This is a genomic window from Dechloromonas sp. CZR5, assembly GCF_008711155.1.
Classification (GTDB): domain Bacteria; phylum Pseudomonadota; class Gammaproteobacteria; order Burkholderiales; family Rhodocyclaceae; genus Azonexus.
In genome coordinates this window covers 175,704-198,056 of sequence record NZ_VUYQ01000003.1, presented here as the reverse complement: position 1 = coordinate 198,056, position 22,353 = coordinate 175,704, and the positions used below count along the sequence as shown (strand labels likewise).

General features: G+C 58.5%; 29 protein-coding genes and 2 tRNA genes. 16 read left to right on the top strand and 15 right to left on the bottom strand.

What is annotated here, in order from left to right; translation table 11 throughout:
- Window positions 1-208 precede the first annotated feature (208 nt).
- The 14 genes from F1002_RS09780 to F1002_RS09715 all read left to right on the top strand — a co-directional run bounded on the left by F1002_RS09780 (window position 209) and on the right by F1002_RS09715 (window position 8,690).
- Window positions 209-784, top strand: a complete 576-nt coding sequence (locus F1002_RS09780) for a hypothetical protein (RefSeq protein ID WP_150428848.1) — start codon at window positions 209-211, stop codon at window positions 782-784.
- 77 nt (window positions 785-861) lie between these two features.
- Window positions 862-1,059, top strand: coding sequence for a hypothetical protein (locus tag F1002_RS09775; RefSeq protein WP_150428847.1), 198 nt, complete (start codon window positions 862-864; stop codon window positions 1,057-1,059).
- Window positions 1,060-1,068: 9 nt separating this feature from the next.
- Window positions 1,069-1,275, top strand: a complete 207-nt coding sequence (locus F1002_RS09770) for a hypothetical protein (protein ID WP_150428846.1) — start codon at window positions 1,069-1,071, stop codon at window positions 1,273-1,275.
- A complete protein-coding gene (locus F1002_RS09765; RefSeq protein WP_150428845.1) occupies window positions 1,263-1,688 on the top strand; it encodes a hypothetical protein in 426 nt (141 codons plus the stop codon). Before F1002_RS09770 ends, F1002_RS09765 begins: the two co-directional genes overlap by 13 nt.
- 64 nt (window positions 1,689-1,752) lie before the next feature.
- The gene (locus tag F1002_RS09760; RefSeq protein WP_150428844.1) at window positions 1,753-2,112 is read left to right on the top strand and encodes a DUF1566 domain-containing protein; all 360 of its coding nucleotides are present in this window, start codon (window positions 1,753-1,755) and stop codon (window positions 2,110-2,112) included.
- A gap of 24 nt (window positions 2,113-2,136) precedes the next feature.
- Window positions 2,137-2,616 carry a DUF1566 domain-containing protein gene (locus tag F1002_RS09755; protein WP_150428843.1) on the top strand — a complete coding sequence of 160 codons (480 nt, stop codon included), beginning with the start codon at window positions 2,137-2,139 and terminating at the stop codon, window positions 2,614-2,616.
- An 18-nt stretch (window positions 2,617-2,634) separates the two neighbouring features.
- Window positions 2,635-3,009, top strand: coding sequence for a four helix bundle protein (locus F1002_RS09750; RefSeq protein WP_150428842.1), 375 nt, complete (start codon window positions 2,635-2,637; stop codon window positions 3,007-3,009).
- Window positions 3,010-3,232: 223 nt separating this feature from the next.
- Window positions 3,233-4,354 (top strand): RNA-directed DNA polymerase, encoded by a 1,122-nt coding sequence (locus F1002_RS09745; protein ID WP_223879530.1) that lies wholly within the window; start codon window positions 3,233-3,235, stop codon window positions 4,352-4,354.
- Window positions 4,351-6,753 (top strand): ParB/RepB/Spo0J family partition protein, encoded by a 2,403-nt coding sequence (locus F1002_RS09740; RefSeq protein WP_150428841.1) that lies wholly within the window; start codon window positions 4,351-4,353, stop codon window positions 6,751-6,753. The genes F1002_RS09745 and F1002_RS09740 overlap by 4 nt, the downstream gene beginning before the upstream one ends.
- Window positions 6,754-6,770: 17 nt before the next feature.
- Window positions 6,771-7,052 carry a hypothetical protein gene (locus F1002_RS09735; RefSeq protein ID WP_150428840.1) on the top strand — a complete coding sequence of 94 codons (282 nt, stop codon included), beginning with the start codon at window positions 6,771-6,773 and terminating at the stop codon, window positions 7,050-7,052.
- A gap of 2 nt (window positions 7,053-7,054) precedes the next feature.
- Entirely contained in the window at window positions 7,055-7,666 is a 612-nt protein-coding gene (locus tag F1002_RS09730) for a hypothetical protein (RefSeq protein ID WP_150428839.1), read from the top strand.
- The gene (locus F1002_RS09725; RefSeq protein WP_150428838.1) at window positions 7,663-8,127 is read left to right on the top strand and encodes a hypothetical protein; all 465 of its coding nucleotides are present in this window, start codon (window positions 7,663-7,665) and stop codon (window positions 8,125-8,127) included. The genes F1002_RS09730 and F1002_RS09725 overlap by 4 nt, the downstream gene beginning before the upstream one ends.
- A gap of 15 nt (window positions 8,128-8,142) precedes the next feature.
- The gene (locus F1002_RS09720; protein ID WP_150428837.1) at window positions 8,143-8,364 is read left to right on the top strand and encodes a hypothetical protein; all 222 of its coding nucleotides are present in this window, start codon (window positions 8,143-8,145) and stop codon (window positions 8,362-8,364) included.
- Window positions 8,365-8,414: 50 nt separating this feature from the next.
- Complete coding sequence (locus F1002_RS09715; protein ID WP_223879529.1) at window positions 8,415-8,690, top strand: helix-turn-helix domain-containing protein; 276 nt, start codon at window positions 8,415-8,417, stop codon at window positions 8,688-8,690.
- Here F1002_RS09715 and F1002_RS09710 read toward each other — a convergent pair whose 3' ends face one another.
- The 6 genes from F1002_RS09710 to F1002_RS09685 form a co-directional block, all read right to left on the bottom strand.
- Complete coding sequence (locus tag F1002_RS09710) at window positions 8,691-9,713, bottom strand: tyrosine-type recombinase/integrase (protein WP_150428836.1); 1,023 nt, start codon at window positions 9,711-9,713, stop codon at window positions 8,691-8,693.
- A 143-nt stretch (window positions 9,714-9,856) separates the two neighbouring features.
- Window positions 9,857-9,942, bottom strand: a tRNA-Leu gene (locus tag F1002_RS09705).
- A gap of 66 nt (window positions 9,943-10,008) precedes the next feature.
- Window positions 10,009-10,084: transfer RNA gene (locus tag F1002_RS09700), tRNA-Gly, on the bottom strand.
- A gap of 53 nt (window positions 10,085-10,137) precedes the next feature.
- Window positions 10,138-10,716: a CDP-diacylglycerol--glycerol-3-phosphate 3-phosphatidyltransferase gene (gene pgsA / locus F1002_RS09695; RefSeq protein WP_150428835.1), complete on the bottom strand. Its 579-nt coding sequence runs from the start codon at window positions 10,714-10,716 to the stop codon at window positions 10,138-10,140.
- A gap of 3 nt (window positions 10,717-10,719) precedes the next feature.
- Complete coding sequence (gene uvrC, locus F1002_RS09690) at window positions 10,720-12,531, bottom strand: excinuclease ABC subunit UvrC (protein WP_150428834.1); 1,812 nt, start codon at window positions 12,529-12,531, stop codon at window positions 10,720-10,722.
- A 6-nt stretch (window positions 12,532-12,537) separates the two neighbouring features.
- Window positions 12,538-13,185 (bottom strand): uracil-DNA glycosylase, encoded by a 648-nt coding sequence (locus tag F1002_RS09685; protein WP_150428833.1) that lies wholly within the window; start codon window positions 13,183-13,185, stop codon window positions 12,538-12,540.
- Window positions 13,186-13,200: 15 nt separating this feature from the next.
- Here F1002_RS09685 and earP point away from each other — a divergent pair, with 15 nt between their 5' ends.
- A complete protein-coding gene (gene earP / locus F1002_RS09680) occupies window positions 13,201-14,295 on the top strand; it encodes an elongation factor P maturation arginine rhamnosyltransferase EarP (protein ID WP_223879528.1) in 1,095 nt (364 codons plus the stop codon).
- Window positions 14,296-14,333: 38 nt separating this feature from the next.
- On the top strand, window positions 14,334-14,891 hold the full coding sequence (gene efp / locus F1002_RS09675) for an elongation factor P (protein WP_150428832.1): 558 nt from the start codon (window positions 14,334-14,336) through the stop codon (window positions 14,889-14,891).
- Between the two features lie 57 nt (window positions 14,892-14,948).
- Here efp and nagZ read toward each other — a convergent pair whose 3' ends face one another.
- The 9 genes from nagZ to lepA are packed head-to-tail and all read right to left on the bottom strand — an operon-like array spanning window position 14,949 to window position 22,326.
- The gene (gene nagZ / locus F1002_RS09670) at window positions 14,949-15,941 is read right to left on the bottom strand and encodes a beta-N-acetylhexosaminidase (RefSeq protein WP_255584483.1); all 993 of its coding nucleotides are present in this window, start codon (window positions 15,939-15,941) and stop codon (window positions 14,949-14,951) included.
- A 23-nt stretch (window positions 15,942-15,964) separates the two neighbouring features.
- Entirely contained in the window at window positions 15,965-16,342 is a 378-nt protein-coding gene (gene acpS, locus F1002_RS09665; RefSeq protein WP_150428830.1) for a holo-ACP synthase, read from the bottom strand.
- The gene (locus tag F1002_RS09660; protein ID WP_150428829.1) at window positions 16,339-17,094 is read right to left on the bottom strand and encodes a pyridoxine 5'-phosphate synthase; all 756 of its coding nucleotides are present in this window, start codon (window positions 17,092-17,094) and stop codon (window positions 16,339-16,341) included. Before F1002_RS09660 ends, acpS begins: the two co-directional genes overlap by 4 nt.
- Window positions 17,091-17,819: a DNA repair protein RecO gene (gene recO, locus F1002_RS09655; protein WP_150428828.1), complete on the bottom strand. Its 729-nt coding sequence runs from the start codon at window positions 17,817-17,819 to the stop codon at window positions 17,091-17,093. Before recO ends, F1002_RS09660 begins: the two co-directional genes overlap by 4 nt.
- Complete coding sequence (gene era, locus F1002_RS09650) at window positions 17,816-18,700, bottom strand: GTPase Era (protein WP_150428827.1); 885 nt, start codon at window positions 18,698-18,700, stop codon at window positions 17,816-17,818. The genes recO and era overlap by 4 nt, the downstream gene beginning before the upstream one ends.
- Window positions 18,697-19,365, bottom strand: a complete 669-nt coding sequence (gene rnc / locus F1002_RS09645) for a ribonuclease III (RefSeq protein WP_150428826.1) — start codon at window positions 19,363-19,365, stop codon at window positions 18,697-18,699. Before rnc ends, era begins: the two co-directional genes overlap by 4 nt.
- A 4-nt stretch (window positions 19,366-19,369) precedes the next feature.
- The gene (locus F1002_RS09640; protein WP_150428825.1) at window positions 19,370-19,723 is read right to left on the bottom strand and encodes a DUF4845 domain-containing protein; all 354 of its coding nucleotides are present in this window, start codon (window positions 19,721-19,723) and stop codon (window positions 19,370-19,372) included.
- Between the two features lie 10 nt (window positions 19,724-19,733).
- Window positions 19,734-20,522 carry a signal peptidase I gene (gene lepB / locus F1002_RS09635; RefSeq protein WP_150428824.1) on the bottom strand — a complete coding sequence of 263 codons (789 nt, stop codon included), beginning with the start codon at window positions 20,520-20,522 and terminating at the stop codon, window positions 19,734-19,736.
- 13 nt (window positions 20,523-20,535) lie between these two features.
- Window positions 20,536-22,326, bottom strand: a complete 1,791-nt coding sequence (lepA, locus tag F1002_RS09630; RefSeq protein WP_150428823.1) for a translation elongation factor 4 — start codon at window positions 22,324-22,326, stop codon at window positions 20,536-20,538.
- Window positions 22,327-22,353: the final 27 nt, after the last annotated feature.

The following is a 22,353-nucleotide window of genomic DNA, read 5'->3' as shown; positions in this document are numbered from 1 at the left end:
CCAGTAAAGCCCCGCCCGATTGCAAGCCCGGCATAGCCCGGGCTTTTATTTTTGGCGACATATCGCATTTGCGTTGACATTAATTATCGCGTATGTGATATTTGCTCCGAACATCACTCGGAGGCCACCCATGATCAAGCTACTCATCACCCTGAACTGCGCTGCAGCCGCCGCCTTCATCTCCCTCTTCTTCATCTAAGGAAGCGATATGACCAGCCGCTACGACGTCAGTGCCGATTGGGCGGATCATTTTCCGGAACAAGCACCGTCCGACCTTCCCGCCAAGCTATTTCAACTCCCTTACGCTGACCAGTTTTACGTCTGCACATGCAGCGCTTCGGTCCGAACCGAATGCGTTTGCGATCAGGAAACCATCGTCACCACCTGCCGCAATCGGCACACAGTTGATCCGGAAACCATTTCCTGGCTCTGCAAGCAAAACGGGACGGTATCGATGGAGCAAGCTGCCCGATATTTCGGCTTTGGCAGCGAGAAAGATCACGGCTCCGCATGGACCGCGATCACGCTCAGAATCATTACGGAACTGATGCGCTACGGATGCAAATACATCCGCGGCACCGGTTTTTCTATTCCCGCCGCCGAAACCTTTGTTGATCTACATCGGCGGCGGCTTGCAGATAGTCGATCACGAACCGTATCACCTCAATCGTCTTCGGTGGCGCCAGACCGTCATCCCGAACTGTCGCCAGCACTGCGTGCAGATTATCAATCAGAGCCTGGCGATTCGGTAATTGATCCGCAATTGCCCCAACGATCAGCTTGACCGCCTGAATCATCGCGTCGTCCTTAGCCATTTTTCATCCCCCGTTAATGAAACCGTCATCCTATCAGGAGGCAACCATGGCAGCCGCCCGTAACCCCATCCAGGTACTCAAGGAAGCCAAGCAGATCGCCCGCGACCACGGCTGTTTTGTGGTCGAGAAGGACAAGCGCTACCTTGTCTATCGCAAAACGCCGACCGGCAACGTGTATGTCGGCTTCCGCACCGATGTCAGCGCGCTGCGTGCACTTGTCTGCACCGTCACCAACTTTCACTGAGGGGCGGCCATGACGACCGCCACCATCCTCCCCGTCACCGATGCCACCACCATGGACGAGTGCATTCAGGCCGCCCGCTCCGCCGGCATGTACCTGATAACCAACGGCTTCAAGGTCGTGGTTTCGCCGATCGTCCCGCCCGGCTTCTGGCGCGTTGCCGTCAAGGTCAAGAACGCCGAATCCGCCACCCTGGAGCATCAGCCATGCGCCGCCTGATCGAGTGGATTTACCGCGTCGCGTTCGGACTCTACATCCGTAGCCTCGAACAACATATCAATGATCTGACGGCAATCCTGCGGCAGCAGCTGGCCGAACGCGACAAGCTGAACGTTGATATCGACATCACCAATCGTCGCCTGCTCTTGGCCACCTGCGCACAAAACACCGCCAGGCAAGCCATCGGGCCGGGTGTTGGCATACAGAAATCGGGTAGTGCTCGAGAAACCCAAGCCGTGAGTGGGGATGTAACCACGGCAGCCGCTGCTGACAGCTGCCCGTCGGGCAAGCACGACCTCCCTGTCAGTGAAGCGGCCAACCAGGCGCAGGCGGGGTGTCATGGCCCCGAGGAGGTGCCGGCAGGCGCCTCCGGTCCTGCGGCCTCTGCACCGTTGCGGGCGGCCAATCCATGAGCGCCGCCCTGCTGCTCGCAATTTTCGCGTTGATCAATCTTTTCACCGACCCATAGGAGTCATCATGCAACAACTGCAAATCCCCCCGCTTTCCGAAGGCGAAACCTACATCGGTGCCATCGGCGACGCCACCGGCAACCTGCACCACGTCATCCTGCTGCCGGGAGACAACGATGATGCCACCTTCGAATCCGCACTCGAATGGGCCAAGAGCATCGGTGGCGACCTGCCGAACCGCATCGAGCAGGCCATGCTGTGGGCCAGCCACCGCGACCAGTTTCAAAAGGACTGGTATTGGAGCAACGAGACGCACCATTCCGAGTCCGGCTGGGCCTGGTATCAGCTCTTCGGCCTCGGCTACCAGGGCCTCGACCCCAAGGGCTACGAGCTCCGTGCTCGTGCCGTCCGCAGATTGCCCATTTAATCATTTAGTCATTTCGAGGACGCTATGACCCCCATCACGCTTGATCAGATCAAGGCTGATGCCGACGCATTGGCCGCCAAGATTGCTACCTTCGAAGCCCAGGAAAATCAGTCGGCCGCTGAGTTCTACTTCCCCGAAGCCACCATCCATCTTCGCCCTGGCGAACACTATGCCGGGATGATCGTCGGCAAGGATGGCGAACCGAGCCACCACATAATCCTGCTGCCCGGCCAAGCCGACGATATTAGCTGGGATAAGGCCATGGAGTGGGCGGCCAAGCAGGGCGGTGAATACGTTGCCAGCCTTCCCACCCGCCGCGAACAATCGCTGCTGTTTGCCAATCTCAAAGACCAGTTCGAAGAGCGCTGGTATTGGTCCTGTGAGGCTCACGATTCCGAGTCCGGCTGGGCCTGGTGTCAGAACTTCCGCAACGGCTTCCAGAACGGCCACTACGAGCTCACCGAGCTCCGTGCTCGTGCCGTCCGCAGATTGATCATTGAGTAATTCGATCATTTAATCAGCATGTCCATCCATACCTCCCTCCCCATCTACAAGGCCGCCTACGACCTGCTCGGCCTGTCATCTGACATGGTCAAGAATATGAATCGCGACTACAAGCGAACCATCGGCGAGAAGATCGCCATGGAGTGCATCGAAATCATCGTGCTCGTATTCCGCGCCAATGTCGCCCAGGACAAAGAACCGCACCTGATGGAGTTGCTGGAACGCCTGCAGGTTGCCGAGCTGCTCATTCGACTGGCCAAGGACAAGCAATTGATCTCCCTTGGGGCCTACGCCCAAGCCATCGAAAAGAGCACCAGCATCGGAAAACAGGCCAATGGATGGCGCAAACCCGCTTCGCGCCCGCATCGTGGAGGCCACGGCCGTCATGACTGAGCGCACATTCAATCTGGTCGTGCCGCTGGCTCACAAGGCTACCGACATGCGCACCACGGAGACCTCCTGCAGCGCGCAAGAAAGGTCCGGCGCAGTTTCCCTACCGAACAATCGGCAGGGCGATGTGGAAAGCACGATAGGTCCGAGTCCGGCTGGGCCTGGTATCAGAACTTCAACAACGGCAACCAGAACAACAACCACAAGAACAACGAGCTCCGTGCTCGTGCCGTCCGCAGATTGGAAAGCACCCGCTGATTTCACCTTCACCGAACTGACACAGGCCTACTTCGACTGCCGGCGCACCAAACGCAATAGCGCCAGCGCGCTGGCATTCGAAGCCAACCTGGAACACAACCTGCGCACTCTGCATGACGAACTCGAGGACGGCCGCTATGAACCCGGCCGCTCAATCTGCTTCGTCATTACTCGACCAAAGGCCAGAGAGGTATGGGCCGGACAGTTCCGCGACCGCATCGTTCACCACCTGTTGCACAACCGTATTGCGCCTCGCTTCTACGCACGCTTCATCGCCGACAGTTGCGCCTGCATTCCAGGTCGCGGAACGCTCTACGCCGCCCAGCGGCTCGAGGCCAAGGTGCGCAGTATCACCCAGAACTGGTCCAAGCCTGCCTACTACCTCAAGCTCGATCTGGCCAACTTTTTCGTCAACATCGATAAGCGCATCCTCTACCGCCTGCTTGCCCGGCATATCCCCGAGCACTGGTGGATGCAGCTGACGGAGACCGTTCTGTTCCACGATCCACGTCAGAACTACGAACTGCACGGCGCCGCCGACCAGCTCGCCCTCGTTCCCACCCATAAGCGACTGACCAACCAGCCCGGCCACATGGGCTTGCCAATCGGCAACTTGAGCAGCCAATTCTTCGCCAACGTCTATCTCGACGTGCTCGATCAGTTCATCAAGCACAACCTGCACTGCAGGCACTACGTCCGCTATGTAGACGACTTCGTACTGCTGCATGAATCGCCGCAATGGCTGAATGCCGCCAAGGCCGATATCGAGCAGCTGCTCGCTGACAAACTGGCGGCCAGGATCAATCCGCGCAAGACCATCTTGCAACCCATTGAGCGCGGCATTGACTTCGTTGGCCAGGTCATCAAGCCATGGCGCCGCACCCTGCGCCGCCGCACGTTCAACGACGCCCTGAGCCGACTTTCGCAAGCCGACAGTAGCGACCTGTTTGAAACCGGCAACAGCTACTTCGGCCTGCTGCGTCAGGCCTCGCACTCCCACCACGACCGCGCCCAGCTCGCCAATGTGATGCGCGCTCGTGGTCACAGCATCAAGGCCGATCTCACCAAAACCTACCGGAAATCGACATGACCACCACCCGAATCAACCCCCTGGTCAGCGACATCGCACCCTCGCCGACCAACCCGCGCAAGCACTTCAACGAAGCCACGCTCAAGGAACTCGCCGCCAGCATCAAGGAACACGGCGTCGTTTCGCCGATCCTCGTGCGCACCAACCCGAACACCGGCGCCGACCAGCCGTTCTACGAACTCATTTTCGGCGAACGCCGCTGGCGTGCCAGCCAAATGGCCGGCTGCACCAACATCCGGGCCGATCTGCGGGACGACCTCTCCGACGCGGAAATCGTCGAAATTCAGCTGATCGAGAACCTGCAGGGCGAGGATCTGCACCCGCTCGAAGAAGCCGAAGGTTATGGCCGCATGATGCGTGAGCACGGTTACACGGCGGACCAGCTGGCCCACAAAATCGGCAAAAGCCGCAGCTACATTTTCGGGCGCCTCAAGCTGCTCGACCTGGACGAAGACGGCCGACGCCTCTTCTACGCCGGTGCGCTCAACGCCTCGACCGCCCTGCTCGTCTCGCGCATCCCAAGCCACAAGCTGCAGGCCAGGGCCATCGAAGACCTGACCCGCACCGACTTCTACGGCGACACCCAATCCGTACGCCAGGCGCAACGTCACATCCGCGACCGCTACATGCTCAAGCTGGACGATGCCCCCTTCCCCAGCGAAGACGGCGAACTGATCGCCACCGCCGGGCCTTGCAGCGCCTGCCCCAAGCGCACCGGCAACAGCCCCGATCTGTTCGACGATATCGACAGTGCGAACGTCTGTACCGACCCCGACTGTTTCACCGCCAAGAAGATCGCTGCTGCCGAGCGCCGCGCCAAGGCCGCCGGCCCGAACGTGAAGGTCGCCACCGGCGAAGAAGCCGACAAGATGCTCAGCTACGGCGGCGGCGAAACCCGCACCCACGCGCCGCTTGACTCCACCTGCTACGATGACCCCAAGCATCGCACCTACCGCGAAATCCTCGACGGCGACGACAAAGCGGTCACCCTCGTCGAAAACAAGCTCAAGGGCGAATTGGTTCCCGTGGTTGCCAAGAAGGTCATCACCGAAAAGCTCAAGGCCGCCGGCGTCGTCACCGAGGCTCAGAAAAACCGCGACGAGAACAAAAAGATCAAGGCTCAGGTGACGCTGGCCAATGCCTTCCGCGAACGGCTGTTCGTGATCCTGCGAGAGCAAGCGCGCGACGCAACTCATACCAACGATCCGCATGACTATGACTTCGGCTCGCTGATGGTCGACGCGCTGCCCATCATTGCTCGACGCTTCCTGATCGATGCCGGGCATACTCGCGCCGAAAACATCGCGGCTCTATACGGCGCGATCGGCGCAAACAGCTTCGACCGTACCGAGGCCTTCCGCAACGGCCTGTCGAACTACGACACCGAGGAAATGCTGCTCATCTGCCTCGATCTCACGCTGCTCGCCGAGCTCAAAACCGACGAGTTCAATCTCAAGCGCGAACCCGAGGGCATGCTGGCCTTGGCCAAGGCCATGAAAATCGATACGGCCGCGCTGCTCGACCACGTCAAGGAAAGCCTGAAACCCGCCCCGAAGGCCTCGAAAAAGGGCAAAAAATCATCCCCGGCCACCTCTGAAGACCATTCCCACCCCTCCGAAGCTGCGCAGGCGGCGGGAACTGACCGCGCGGAAGGCGAAGGCGCGGCGACCGAAGCTGCGCAGGCGGGCGGGAAAGAGTCGTCCGAAGGTCAAAACCCTGCCCCGGCTAACGCCGAGGCAGATTTATCGAGTGCAGCTGGCGCTGCGGTGGAAAAACCATCCCTGGATCAACCTACGTTCCGCGTAGGGGACTGTGTCCGTGTCGTTGCTAAAGATGAAGACGTGGATATATCTGGTTGCACAGGAATCATTTTGTCCCGGGGCCAATACCCTTCCGGTGCCGAATTCTTTGATATTTTGATTAAAGACGGACCGGAGACAGGCGAACGGCTGCAATTCTTTGGTTACGAGATTGAACGGGCAGAATGCCTATCGAGCGGCTCTAACGAGCCGAACGCAAAACCATCCGAGACCAGCGACCACTCCTTCGGTATCGACGATACGGTTCGCGTCAAGCCTGATCTGGAACTGGACGGATTTCGGCACGGCGCCGCCGGCAAGGGCGGGGTCATCCAGACCATCTATATCGACGGCCGCAGCAAGCCCATCGTCGTCATGATCGACGGCGACGAGCTTTGCTTCGACCCTCAGGACCTGATTCTCATCGGCAGCGGCGCACGGCCATCCAGCGCAGCAGGTCGGCCCCCCATCCAGTACCGCCACCCGGACAACGCCGAGCTCGAATGGACCGGTCGCGGCCGCAAACCCAAGTGGGTCGAACACTGCCTCGCCGGCGGAATGACCCTCGACGATCTCAAAGTACAAGGAGCAGCAGCATGAATTTCACCGGAAAACCAATGCCGCTACCGCTTGACTCCACAATCAACCGCTGCCTGGCACACGGCGACAAGGAAGGCGAATGGTGCGAGCGGCGCTATCAATGCGCCTGCCATGAAACCATCAAGCACGACCACGGTAACGAAGCACCGGCCGCCTATCGCAAGTGCAGCAGCAGCCTTTTCGTGGCCTTCCTTCCGATCGAAGGATTTCCGATCGAAGACGACAACCCGGCATGCGACGACGCCAGCACCGGCCACATCATGGCCAGGATCATCAACGCGAATCCGGCGGAGATTTGAGAATGAAGGAGCGACCGATCCTTTTCAGTGGCCCGATGGTGCGGGCGATTCTCGCAGGCAGGAAGACGCAGACGCGGCGGGTAGCCATCAAGACATCACAGCCAGACAACGTCTACATCACGGATTTCGATGCTGAACAATCCATGATTGAGATCGAAAACAAGCACCTTGGCGCACGCTATTGGAAGCAGTGCCCCTATGGTCAGCCGGGCGATCGGCTGTGGGTACGCGAGAACGGATGGGAGCGCCCAGAACGCACTGCCAAGATGATGCGCGAAGGCGCAGACACCTGGCCTCAATATACCTACGCGGCAGACAACTGGAGCAACCAGGATCGCGCAGACTTCAAGGCATGGGGCTTCAGGAATCGCCCGTCCATCCATATGCCACGCTGGGCAAGCAGGATTTTGCTTGAGATCGTCGACATACGTATCGAAAAGCTACAGGACATCAGCGAGGCCGATGCCGAGGCCGAAGGGCCGCCGAAGAACTTCAATTTGTGGCGCGACAATTTTTGCGCCCTGTGGCAGCAGATAAACGGCGGCGGAAGCTGGGATACAAACCCGTGGGTATGGGTTGTTGAGTTCAAGCGTCTGCAAGGGATCAATCCGTGAACCCCTTTGACCGTATTTGCTCCCTATCCGCGCACGGCCTGATTCCGCCGGCCAGCTACCTGAACAACGGTGCGCAGGGAAAAATTCTCATGTGGAGAGCACTGGCCTCCGGCGAGACCTTTCACAAACACAGCGCAGCCGCTCGCTTCGGTTGGCACCGCTCGTCATCCGATCGTGCCATCAACGAACTGCATAGCGCTGGCCTGGTACATATAGTCGGCTGGACACGCAACGGCGATCGCGGTCCGATGACCAAGATTGTGGCCTTCGGCCCGGGTATCGACATTGCCCGGCCGTCCAGGCTGGGAAACGCGTTCAACTGCCACCGCTGGCGCTCCCGCCATTACGAACAAGCCCTCGCTATTGACCGCCGCACGAGGATAAAACGCCTCGCGCGCCAGGGAAAACTACCCACGGGAAACGATCCGCTGCTATCGGCAATTATGGGATTCAGGGTCTGAGCAGAGGGCTGATCAATGAACTATGCAATCGAGCAACGCCTGCGCCTGATTGACTTCCTGCTGCACCACTACGGAAGCGTTAGCCGGGGCGAAATTGAAGACTATTTCGGCATCGGCCCGGCGACAGCAACGCGGGACTTTGCGCAGTACGCAGAGAAGGCACCTGGCAACGCCCTGCTGAATCAGTCTTCGAAGCGCTATGTGAAGTCGGACACATTCAAGCGGGCATATCCCTAACACAGAGAAAAAAATAATGACCAACCGGGCAAGAACCAAAAGAGGAAGACATGATCGCCACCACTGAACCGGTCGTCATCATGACCCAGGCCGAACTGAATGCGATGATCACCAGGGCGGCCGATGCGGCCGTTCAAAAGGCGATGTCGGCGCTACCTAAGAGCAACGGATTGAGACCGCAGAGCGTCACGCAGGCCGAGGCCGCCAGAATGCTCAAAAAGAGCCGCCCGACTATTTCGAAAATGGTCAAGGCCGGAACATTCAAGCTCAACAAGCTGGGTCATATCCCCATAGATCAGATCGATGCGGCCATTTCCGGCCACTGATCACAGAATTCTTTTGGCGATATCGCGCGGATCTGGATTGAAGTATGTCAGCGCCTGGTCGAGCTTTGTCCACCCGAAAATCTTGCACAAATCGAGCAAGGCTTGCTGCGCCGGCAGGTTGTTCGATTTCATCCGGCCGGCGATCCAGGTCGCGGCTGTGTGCCTCGAATCGTGGAATGTGAAACCCGACAGGCCGGCACGGTTTCTGAACTTCCTGAACATCGCATCCAGCGATGCCGTTTTCAAACCGAAAACCAACTTGGGGTCATAGCCCCGCATGAGCTCGATAGAGGCCAGCGCCTTCGCTGTCAACGGCACATCACGCAACGACTCTTCGGTACGCCCTGATTTATGTGGCGTGCGACAGTAGCCATCGAATACACGATCCCACGTCAGTCCGCACAGTTCGCCGGCACGCATCCCCGTTCTCAACGCCACAAGGAAGCACACTGCAACAGCCTGGGCAACCGAGCGTACTGGCGTCCGCTTGGAATAGCCAAGCTCTCTCAGCATGGCCTTGACCTGCCAGCGTGCAATGACAATCTCGCGGTGATCCGGAGCACGCGGCCGACGAACATCTGACAGAGGGTTCACGAGGATCCATTTCCACTCGCGCCGCGCTTCCTCGAAGACAGACGACATCAGACCGAAGTCACGCAGGACGCTGCCGGCTTGGACAACACGTAGCCGCGCATCGCGCCACGCCGCAAGGTGTGATGGCGTGATTTCCCCAATGGGGAGATCGACCGGCAACGACGGCTCGGCAAGAAACGCTTTCAAGCGAATCTGCTCCTTCAAGCAGCCGCGTTTCTTTGGGGAAACCTCTTCGCTATACCTGGCCAGCGCGTCACGCAGCGTATGGCGCTCCCCCGGCGCCTTCTTTTCATCCGCACGAATCTCGGTCTCTCGCGCCGCAGCCCAGGCATTTGCCTCGCGTGCAGTCCGGAACGACTTTGAGTCACGAACGCCAAGCACATAGACCTGCGCCCGATATCCTGATTTGGTCGGCTTGATAGACGCCATGGATGGGGAACTCCGCGCGTAATAAATGGGGAGTCAAGCCTAACAAACATTGCCTAAAAGTGTAAAAGAAATTTACTCAATGCGGCAGTAACCCGCGTGGCTACGTTGTTTTTTCTATGAAAGGCAGATGTGAAAAATATTGATGGTGCCCGGGACGGGAATCGAACCCGTACAGCCAGAGGCCGAGAGATTTTAAGTCTCTTGTGTCTACCAATTTCACCACCCGGGCCGGTGCAGCATTTTTGCGCCCCGATACGAAAAAGGGAAAGCGACCAGCGCTTTCCCTTTTCGATTTTGGAGCGGCAGAAGAGTCTCGAACTCTCGACCTCAACCTTGGCAAGGTTGCGCTCTACCAACTGAGCTACTGCCGCGTCAAACAGAGCGCGCATTATAGGCCACACAAGGGATTTGTCAACATCCCCTTCTATTTTTCTGCACTTCTTTTTGCAATTTCCGGCCAGGCCATACGCAGGTAATAGCCCATCGACCACAAGGTCAGCAAAGCTGCTATCCAGATCAACCAGTTACCAATCACCTTCATGTCGAACCCGGCGAGCGGTGCGTAGTAGAGAAGCATGGGAAGCGCCAACATCTGGGCGGTAGTCTTGATCTTGCCCAGCATCGAAACGGCGACGCTTTTCGAGGCCCCGATCTTGGCCATCCATTCACGCAAGGCCGAGATGGTGATTTCGCGGCCGATGATAATCATGGCGACAATGGCATCGGTTCTGCCAAGTTGAACCAAAACAATGAGCGCAGCGGCCACCATCAGCTTGTCGGCAACCGGATCCAGAAAAGCCCCGAAAGCGGAGGTCTGGTTCAGTTTGCGCGCCAGATAGCCGTCAGCCCAGTCAGTCAGCGCTGCAGCACAAAACAGGATGGTTGCAGCCAGGTCGCGTTCGTAAGGCGTAGCCCACGCGGTGGGCAGGTAGTAGACCGCGATCAATAGCGGAATCGCAACGATACGTAGCCAGGTAAGAAGGATGGGCAGATTGAAAGGCATGCTTCAGTGTAATGCGGAATATATGTTCTCGGCCAATTCCCTGCTGATTCCGGGAACGTCGGCCAATTGATCGGCGGTTGCAGCGAGCACCCCGGGCAAACCGCCAAATCGGGCAATCAGGGCTTTCCGTCGGGCCGGTCCTACGCCAGCCAACGACTCCAGCTTGGAGGTCTTTCTGGCTTTGCCGCGTTGCGCCCGATGTCCTGTAATCGCAAAGCGATGAGCTTCGTCGCGAACTTCCTGAATCAGGTGCAACGCAAAATAGTCAGGAGCCAGGTGTAGTGGTTCGCGCCCATCCGGAAAGATCAGGGTTTCCATACCGACCTTGCGTTCCTCGCCTTTTGCGACACCTACCATCGGCAGATGCGACAAACCAAGGTCGGCGAGCGCCGAAAAGGCCGAGGCAACCTGCCCCTTGCCACCGTCGATAAGGATCAAGTCAGGCGCCCTACCCTCACCCGAGGCAAGGTTGTCGTAGCGTCGGCTGACAGCCTGACGCATGGCGGCATAATCGTCACCGGGCTGGATATCTCGAATATTGAAACGGCGATAATCACTTTTCTTCATGCGATTGCCTTCATAGACCACACAAGAGGCAACTGTTGCCTCGCCCATGGTGTGGCTGATATCGAAGCATTCGATTCGCGAGATGGGTTCCGCAAGCTGCAGCACCTCCTGGAGTACTGCCAGACGGGCTTCTTGCTGGGCGCTGGCCTGGTTTCTGGCCAGGATGGCAAGGCGTGCGTTTTGAATCGCCATTTCGACCCAGGTTTTTTGGGCGATGGTCCGTGGCTCCTGAATGGGGATGGCACGGCCGGCCAATTCCGCCAGCAAAGCTTCGCTGCCGCCCTCCTCCTCTTCCACCGGTAAAGGAAAGGAGAGGATGCGTGCGGGGGCGGGATGCACCGCATAGTGCTGACGAATGAAGGCTGCCGAGGCGTCCGCCGCATCAGAGTCACCTGCATTACTGGGGAAGAAAGGGCGATCGCCCAAATGCCGTCCACCGCGGACCATAGCCAGGTTAACGCACAGCTGCCCGGCCTCCTTCAGCGCGACGAGGATATCCACGTCCTCCCCCTTGCTGCTGGAAACGAACTGTTTTTCCTGAACCTGGTGCAACGATTGAATTTGGTCGCGAAAAATAGCTGCCTGCTCGAAGGCCAGGCGACTCGAGGCTTCTTCCATGGCCTTGGTCAGGCGGCGAGTAACTTCCTGCTGCTTACCGAGCAGGAACATGGCTGCCATCTGGACGTCTGCCGCATAGTCATCCGGGGCGATATACCCGACGCACGGGCCGCTGCAGCGCTTGATCTGATAAAGCAGACACGGCCGCGAGCGGTTGGCAAATACGCTCTCCTCGCAGGTCCGCAGGCGGAACATCTTCTGCAGCAACTGGATGCTGTCGCGCACCGCCCACGACGACGGATAGGGGCCGAAGTAGTCGGCCTTGCGATCCGGATTGCCGCGAAAGAATCCCAGTCTTGGATATTTTCCTTTGCTCAGAACAATGTAGGGATAGGACTTGTCGTCACGGAACAGGATGTTGTAGCGCGGCGAGAGCGACTTGATCAGGTTGTTCTCGAGCAGCAGCGCTTCGGCCTCGGTACGCGTCGGCGTTGTCTCGATGCGCGCAATCTGGCTGACCATGTGCGCGATACGCGGACTCGACAGGTTTTCCCGGAAATATGACGAAACCCGCTTCTTCAGGTTTTTCGCCTTGCCGACGTAAAGGACTGTTCCATCGTCGCCGAGCATGCGATACACGCCCGGCAATTCGGTCAGGGAGGCCAAAAAGGCCTTGGCGTCAAAACTCATGACAGATCAGGCGAGCAGCGACTTGGCTCCGGCAAACACCGCTTCGAAACTTTCACGCGTCAATCGGCCCGTACGCCAGTTGTAGCCGCTGCAATGGTAGCTGTCGATCAGCGTGCGGCCATCGGGCAGCTCGTGGCGGACGTTGTGGCCGAACGGATACTCCTTGACCTTCAGGCCATAAGACCACAGCAGCGCTTGGTGGGCGATGGCGCCCAGCGCAACGATGACCTTCAATCCGGGCATGGCAGCCAACTCTGCATCCAGATAGCGATTGCACTGGCGAATCTCGGCGGTCGTCGGCTTGTTGGCCGGCGGCAGGCAGCGCACCGCGTTGGTGATGCGGCAATTGCTGAGCGACATGGCCGTATTGGCCCAGCCATCCTCTCCCAGCGCTTCCGGGCGGCTGGCAAAACCGAAGCGATGCAGTGCCGGATAAAGCAACTCGCCTGCCACGTCACCAGTGAAAGGACGCCCGGTTCGATTGGCGCCCTTTTCTCCCGGGCCAAGCCCGACCACCAGCAATTGTGCGTCGAGTGAACCAAATGCGGGGACCGGCAAGGCGTGCCACTCGGGATCACGCCGGCGAATACCGGCAAGGTGTTCAGCCAGACGCGGACAGGCCGTGCAGGCGATGGGGTCTTCAAATCGTGACATGGCAGGGATGTTAGCATGGCAGCCATGCAGCTTCATTGGGACATCTTTTGCCGGGTTATCGACAACTACGGCGATATCGGGATTTGCTGGCGCCTCGCCCGGCAACTGGTGGCCGAACACGGATGCCATGTCCGGTTATGGGTAGACGACCTGGCCAGCCTGCGCCCGCTTTGCCCGCTGATCGATCCGTCGCTCGATGCGCAGTCGGCAGAGGGCGTCGAGATCAGGCGTTGGGGCACGGAGATCGCCGCCGAACGTTCAGCTGACGTGGTGGTCGAGGCCTTTGCCTGCGAATTGCCGGACACCTATCTAAAAGCGATGGCAGCAGCTACCCGTAAGCCGTGCTGGATCAATCTGGAGTACCTGACCGCCGAATCGTGGGCCGAGGATTGCCATGGCATGGCCTCGCCCCACCCTGTTCTGCCGCTGACCAAATATTTCTTTTTTCCCGGATTCACCGCGAAGACCGGAGGATTGTTGCGGGAAGCCGATCTCTTGTCGGATAGGGAACACTATCGGAAGCAAATCCCGCCACACGATCACCTCAAGATCAGCCTGTTCTGTTACGACACGGCGCCGGTGGGTGATCTCCTTGCCGCATTGGCGAACATGCCCCAACCGTCCATTGTCCATGTGCCGCCCGGCAAGCCCTTGGCCGCTGTCATGCAGCACTTGCCGGGTCCAGGCCCCTGGCAGCACGGCAAGGCGCGGATCGAACCGCTCTCCTTCCTGCCGCTGGACGATTACGATCGCCTGCTCTGGCAATCCGACATCAATTTCATCCGTGGCGAAGATTCCTTTGTCCGAGCGCAATGGGCAGCCAAACCTTTCATTTGGCAAATCTATCAGCAGGATGAAGGCGCCCATCTGGTCAAGTTGTCGGCGTTTCTCGATCGCTACTGCACGACAATGGGTGCCGCGCAGGCGCAAGCCGTCAAGGCTATGTTCACCGCCTGGAATGGCGGCGCACTGGAGCTTGCCAAGGCATTTCAGAATTTCGTCGACAACCGTCAGGCCATTACCGAGGCCAATCGAGCCTGGTGCGACCACCTGGCCTCGCAAGACGATCTGGCAACGGCCCTCGTCAACTTTTGCGCCGCCAAGGTATAATTTAACGTTTATCTTTTTCCGATCGTAGAGAATCCCGTATGAAAACCGCAATGGAACTCCGCTCCGGCAACGTCATCATGGTTGGTGCCGACCCGCTCGTCGTCCAGAAGAGCGAGTACAACAAATCCGGCCGCAATGCCGCCGTGGTCAAGATGAAGCTCAAGAACCTGTTGACCGGCGCCGCTTCCGAAGCGGTTTACAAGGCCGACGACAAGTTCGAGGTGGTCATCCTCGACAAAAAGGAAGTGACCTACTCCTACTTCGCCGACCCGATGTATGTCTTCATGGACGCCGACTACGAGCAGTTCGAAGTCGAAGCCGAAAACATGGTCGACGCACTGAAGTACCTGGAAGACGGCCTGGCTTGTGAAGTCGTTTTCTACAATGGCAAGGCCATTTCCGTCGAACTGCCGAACAGTGTCGTGCGCGAAGTCGTTTACACCGAACCCGCCGTCAAGGGCGACACCTCGGGCAAGGTCATGAAGCCGGCCAAGCTGGCCACCGGCTTTGAGCTGCCGGTTCCGGCCTTCGTCAGCATCGGCGACAAGATCGAAATCGACACCCGTACCGACGAATACAAGAACCGCGTCAAGTAAGCAATACGCCGTTCCCGCTTCACATCAATCGGGCAGCTTCGGCTGCCCGATTGCATTTCAGGCCATCAAGTCAGCAATAGTCTGTAGCGCCGCCCGATAAAACGGATCAACCTGTAACTGCTCCCAGGATTTGACCGGTGCATTGGGAATCAAGGATTCGATGCGCAGACCACGGCGCAAATCGACGTCAGGCTGCCAGTTCGTCAGCACGCTCCCCACCGCATCCGGAGCATTGCAGACGAGCAGCATGTCGCAACCTGCGGCATAAGCCGTTTCCACGCGCGCCAACATGTCGCCAACAATACCGGCGCCGGCCATCGACAAATCATCGGTAAAAACAACGCCATCAAATTTAATGTCATTTCTCAAATAGTCAATCCATCTATTTGAAAATACTGATGTATTGCAATCCATGCAATTGTAAATTACATGCGCCGCCATCACTCCGCCAAGGGGTAACAAACGATAGGGCTCGATGTCTTCCTGCATGGCGTCGAAAGCCCGATCATCGACCGGCAGTTCGACATGCGAATCCGGAATGACGTAGCCATGCCCGGGAAAATGCTTGCCACAACTTCCCATACCGGCTTGCCGCAAGCCTTTGCCAAGCGCATCGGCCAGCTGGATCACGGCTTCGGGGCGACGATGGAAAGCGCGATCGCCGATAACGCGCGAAGGACCATAATCGAGATCGAGAACCGGCGTGAATGAGTAATCGACTCCCCGCGCCCGCAGTTCCGCTGCCAGCACGTAGCCAACTTGCCGGGCAGCCGCACATGCACCGGCCGGATCGCGATCCCACAGCTTACCCAGCAGCGCCATCGGCGGCAGGCGGGTAAAGCCGTCTCGGAAGCGCTGCACCCTGCCCCCCTCATGATCGACCGCGATCAACAAGGACGGTGTGCGCAAGGCATGGATGGCAGCGGTCAGTGCGGATAGCTGCTGCGGATCGGCATAGTTGCGGGAAAACAGGATGATTCCACCAACCAGCGGATGGCACAGGCGTTCGCAATCCAGGTCGGTCAGTTCGGTACCGGCGATGTCGATCATCAGCGGCCCGAGGGGAAGGTGCTTCATGCTTGCTCCAGAATGACATAGGCAACGGCATAGTCGGCTTCGTCGCTAATCGAGAGATGGGCTTTCAGATTCTTTTCCTGCAGCAACGCGCTCAGCGCGGGCGCGAAATCCAGCGCCGGTTTTCCCAAGTCGTCGTGGGTGACGGCAATGGCCGGCAGCGTTGCCGGTGGGCGCACCCCCGTACCAAGGGCTTTGCTGAATGCTTCCTTGGCAGCGAAGCGCTTGGCCAGGAAACGCCCCTTGTCCGCAGCCCTGGCAAAGTCAGGCATTTCCTGCGGCGCGAGAAGTTTTTCCAGCACCTTGTCGCCGTGTAGTTCCCACATGCCGCGCAGGCGGGCGACGGCTGCGATATCGGTGCCGATACCGTAAATCATTCGCCGCTCTGTGCCGCTTCGCGCATCAAGGCTTTCATTTCCCGCACCGCTTCGCGCAAGCCGACGAACACGGCGCGGCTGACGATCGCATGGCCGATATGCAGTTCACGGATACCAGCCAGCATGGCTACCGGCTGGACGTTGTAGTAATTCAAGGCATGTCCGGCGTTGAAACGCATGCCCAACTGGCGAATCACTTCGCCGGCCTTGCGGATCTTGTCCAGTTCGGCAAGGACGGCCGACGCTTCCGCATCGCGCCCGCGATCATGGAAGGCGTGGGCATAAGGGCCGGTGTGAACCTCGCAGACACGGGCTCCGATACGCGCTGCCGCTTCGATCTGTGCGGGCTCGGCATCGATGAATACGCTGGTCGTGATACCGGCGTCGGCGAGTCGGGAAATGACGTCCGTGAGGCGGCTTTCCTGCGCCAGGATATCGAGACCGCCTTCGGTCGTGACCTCATGCCGCCCCTCGGGAACCAGCATGGCCATTTCGGGTTTGAGTGCGCAGGCGATGCCGACCATTTCGTCGGTTGCCGCCATTTCCAGATTCAGCTTGATCTGCGTCGTTTCGCGCAGCCGGCGGACATCCGCATCCTGAATGTGCCGACGATCTTCGCGCAAATGCACGGTAATGCCATCCGCACCGCCCAAATGCGCCTCGACAGCGCCCCAGACCGGGTCCGGTTCGTAAGTCCGGCGGGCCTGGCGGATGGTGGCAATGTGGTCGATATTGACGCCCAGTTCGATCATAGCTCTTGCAACTCCTTGAATATTTTTCGTGTTTCCAGTTCCTTGCCGGCCAGGTAATAGGCCATCAAGGTCCGCATGAGCGCTTTCGCTTCCTGACGCGACCGAGGATCGGAAAAATCCTCGGCTTCGAGATCATGCAAGGTTTTGCCGCTGACCACCTGCGAGGCGCCTGCGTCATGTTCCAGCCGAACCGGCCCCTGCTCCATGCGATAAGTGTAATGGGCATCCGCAACGATAGGGGCACCGTCGCTATCGTGATTCAGGGTCAGGCCGTAGCCGAGCTCCTGCAGGAGTGTTTTCTCGAAGCGGCGCAGATCGGCTTCGCGAACCCTGCCCTGCGGATCGTCTGCCAGACGCGCCAGCATCTCGGCATAGCGCTCGAAAAGCCGCTCGTGGGCATCTTCGCGCGGCAGCAGGTGGATCAACAACTCGTTCAGATAATAGCCGCAGAACAGCGCCTCGCCCGCCAGGAGCGGTTGTCCGCCTTGCCACTCGGCCTTCATCAGGGTGAGCACCTCGCCCTTGCCCGCCCAGCCTATTTCGAGTGGCTGGAAGGCCATGAGCAGACCGCGGATGGCAGAGCGCGGCCGACGCGCGCCGCGGGCGAGCAAGGCCATTCTCCCGAAATCCCGGGAAAAAACTTCGACAATCAAACTGGTTTCCCGAAAGGGATAGGTGTGCAGAACGTAGGCCGGCTGGCCGTCGACCTTGCTGCGCAGACTCATTCGTAGCCGAGGCTCTTCAGCAGACGCTCATCGTCGTTCCAGCCGGATTTCACCTTGACCCAGATTTCAAGGTAAACCTTGCCGTCGAAAAGCCGCTCCATGTCCTGCCGTGCCTCGCTGGCAATGCGCTTGAGCGATTCGCCACCCTTGCCGATAACAATGGCCTTGTGGCCTTCGCGGTCGACGACAATCGCGGCAAAGATCCGGCGCAATGCACCTTCGACCTCGAAGCGCTCGATTTCGACAGCTGTCGCATAAGGCAGCTCATCGCCCAGCAGGCGGAAGACTTTCTCGCGAATGTATTCCGATGCCAGGAAACGCTCGCTCTTGTCGGTCAAATCGTCTTCCGGGAACATCAGGCCCTCGTTGGGCAGATGCTTCCGTGCTTCAGCGAGCAAATCGTCGGTTTGCTTGCCTTTTGCGGCGCTGATGGGCACAACCGCCGAATAGTCGAAATCGGCCGACACGGTTGCCAAAAACGGCAACAGCGCGTTGCGCTCCTTGAGCTGATCGGTCTTGTTGACCACCAAAATAACCGGCCGGTCCTTGGGCAAGAGGCGAACGACGGATTTGTCCTTGGCATCGTAGCGCCCGGCTTCGACCACGAACAAGACAACATCGACGTCGTTCAGCGTCTGTGTCACGCCGCGGTTCATGGCGCGGTTCAGGGCATTGGAAAACTTGGTCTGGAATCCCGGCGTATCGACGAAGACGAACTGCGCATCGTCGTTGGTCAGGATGCCGGTGATACGGTGCCGCGTTGTCTGCGCTTTCCGCGAAACGATACTGATCTTCTCGCCGACCAGGCGATTGAGCAGAGTCGACTTCCCGACATTGGGACGGCCGACGATGGCGATATAGCCGGAACGGATTTTTTTCATGCTTGAAGTTCTTTCAGGGCCTGTTCGGCGGCAACCTGCTCGGCAATACGCCGGCTGGTGCCATGTCCGATGGTACGCAAGGTGGGAGCATCGATCTCGCAAGCCACCTCGAAACGCTGGCTGTGTGCCGCACCGGTTGTTTCCAGCAACAGGTAGCGTGGCAAAGGTTTCTTCCGCCCTTGCAGCCATTCCTGCAGGCGTGTCTTGGCATCCTTCTGGAACTGACCCGGCTTCAACTCATCGAGCATGGGCGCGTAGAGCTGCTCGATGACCTGTTGCGCCACCGGAAAACCGGCATCGAGATAGATCGCCCCCAATACCGCCTCGAGCGCATCGGCCAGTATCGACGGGCGCTGCGCCCCGCCACTTCTCAGTTCTCCTTCGCCGAGACGAAGAACATCGCCAATTTTCAGCTCCTGCGCCAGCCGATGCAGCGACTCCTGGCGAACCAGGTTCGCCCGCAAGCGCGACAAATCCCCTTCGGGTAACCCGGGGAAACGGTGGAACAGCGATGCGGCGATCACGAAATCCAGAATGCCGTCACCCAGGAATTCCAGGCGCTCATTGTTGGGAGTGCCGTAGCTCCGATGCGTCAGCGCCGTTACCAGCAGCGTCTCATCGGAAAAAACATGACCAAGTGTCCTGGCAACAGCCTGCGCAGTCATGGCCTTATGACCCAGCGGTCGAACCCTTGTAGTCGATCAGCAGGCTGACATTCCAGAACAGATGGATGCGCTTTTCGTAACCAAACTCGATGACAATCCGCCCACCATCCTTGGTGACATCCAATTGGGAAGAAGGAAAATCCAGCATGTCGATTTCAGCGAACTTGTCGAAGGTACGACGCACATCGGCTACGGTTGAATCGGGAGCCACCTTGGCAACGGTTGCCTTCGCATCCTTCAGAATTTTGGCGTATTCGATATAGGTAGGCAGTACCTTCATCCCAAGCACGGCAACCAAAACCAGAACAACACTCCAGAACAGCAAACCGGAGAGAGCCACCCCACGTTGATTTTCCATCGTTTTCCCCTTACCTGAAGGAACCAACCCGACTGATATCGCTGAAATTCAGCCAGATGAAAAACGCCTTGCCGACAATATTCTCCTCGGGGACAAATCCCCAGGCGCGACTGTCTCGGCTATTGTCACGGTTGTCACCCATCATGAAATAGTGCCCCTCCGGCACCTTGCAAATAACGCCTGCTGCATTGTATGTGCAATTCTCACGGTGCGGAAAGCGTGCTGCATCGGGTATGAAGGCCGGGGCGTCGGCATCGTTCAGTGCCCGATGTTCGACATCACCCAGCTTTTCCTGATATTGCTCCGAGTAATACAAGCGCTCAGGGTGCAAATAATCGCCAATCTTCTGCGTCGGAACCATGACGCCATTGATCGTCAGCTTCTTGTTCTGGTAAGACACCGTATCACCCGGCAGGCCGACAACGCGTTTGATGTAATCGAGTGAAGGGTCCTCCGGATACCGAAAGACCATGACATCACCGCGCTGAGGGGAATTGATGGCAATGATCTTTTTGTTGATGACCGGCAGGCGAATGCCATAGGTGAATTTGTTAACCAGAATGAAGTCGCCGACCAGCAGGGTCGGGATCATCGATCCGGACGGAATCTTGAACGGCTCGAAAAGGAAGGAACGAAGAACGAACACGATCAGAATGACCGGAAAGAAACTGGCGCCCCACTCCACCCAAAGCGGCTCCTTGGCATCCTTGGCACGCAGTTTGCGGAACTTCAGGACATCCACCGCATAGAGCGCACCGGAAACCACCAGCAGGACGAACAGGATCAGGGCAAAGTTCATCGTCAATTTCTCGTCAGTTATCCACGCGCAGCACGGCCAGGAAGGCTTCCTGCGGAATCTCCACGGAACCGACCTGTTTCATGCGCTTCTTGCCGGCCTTCTGCTTTTCGAGCAGTTTCTTCTTCCGCGAGATATCACCGCCGTAACACTTGGCCAGCACGTCCTTGCGCATGGCCTTGACGTTCTCGCGAGCGATGATGTGCGACCCGATGGCGGCCTGGATGGCCACGTCATACATTTGCCGCGGAATCAATTCGCGCATCTTGGAGGCCAATTCGCGACCGCGATATTGCGAATTCGAGCGGTGCACGATCAGGGACAGGGCATCGACCTTTTCACTGTTGATCAGGATGTCGAGCTTGACGACATCGGCTGCGCGGTATTCCTTGAAATCGTAGTCGAGCGATGCATAGCCTTTGGAACAGGATTTCAGCTTGTCGAAGAAATCCATCACCACTTCGGCCATCGGCATTTCATAGACCAGCTTCACCTGGCGACCGTGATAGTGCATGTCAACCTGGTTGCCGCGCTTCTGGTTGCACAGCGTGATGACGTTGCCGAGGTAATCCTGCGGCACGAAAATCGTTGCCGTGATGATCGGTTCGCGCACTTCCTCGACCTTGGAAACCTCGGGCAGCTTGGCCGGATTTTCCACCTGGATGACGCTGCCGTCGCGCTGCACGACCTCGTAAACAACGGTCGGTGCAGTGGTGATCAGGTCCTGGTCGAATTCACGTTCCAAGCGCTCCTGCACGATTTCCATGTGCAAAAGTCCCAGGAAGCCGCAACGGAAGCCGAAACCCAGCGCCTGCGAAACTTCAGGCTCGTATTGCAGCGACGCATCGTTGAGCTTGAGCTTTTCCAGCGATTCGCGCAGCGAATCGTATTGGTTCGATTCGACCGGGTACAGACCCGCAAAGACCTGTGGTTTGATTTCCTTGAAGCCAGGCAGCGGCTCGGCGGCCTTGCGGTCCACCGTGGTAATGGTATCGCCGACCTTGGCCGCCTTCAACTCCTTGATGCCGGAAATGACGAAGCCCACCTCGCCTGCACGCAATTCGCTGCGCTGCACCGATTTCGGCGAGAAGACACCGACCTGTTCGCAAAGCTGCTGCGCCTCGGTGGCCATGAAATACAGCTTGTCCTTCGGACGCATCACGCCATCGACAACCCGTACCAGCATGACGACGCCGACGTAGTTATCGAACCATGAATCGATGATCAGCGCTTTCAGTGGCGCTTCCGGGTCGCCCTTGGGCGGCGGCACGCGGGCGACAACAGCCTCCAGGATATCCTGCACACCCAGTCCGGTCTTGGCCGAGGCCAGAACCGCCTCGGTCGCGTCGATGCCAATGACATCCTCGATTTCCTGGCGGGCATTGTCCGGGTCGGCTGACGGCAAGTCGATCTTGTTCAGCACCGGGACAACTTCGACATCGAGCTCGATGGCGGTATAGCAGTTGGCCACAGTCTGCGCTTCGACGCCTTGCGACGCATCGACGACCAGCAAGGCCCCTTCGCAGGCCGACAAAGAGCGGGAGACTTCATAGGAGAAGTCCACGTGCCCCGGCGTGTCGATCAGGTTCAGGTTGTAGACCTTGCCATCCCGAGCCTTGTAGTTCAGCGCGGCAGTCTGTGCCTTGATGGTAATACCGCGCTCACGTTCGATATCCATCGAATCGAGCACCTGCGCCTCCATTTCGCGATCGGACAAGCCACCGCACAGGTGGATGATGCGATCGGCCAGCGTCGATTTGCCGTGGTCAATGTGCGCGATGATGGAGAAGTTTCTAATGTGATCCATTGCTGCCAGTAAAAAAGGGCGCTGTCC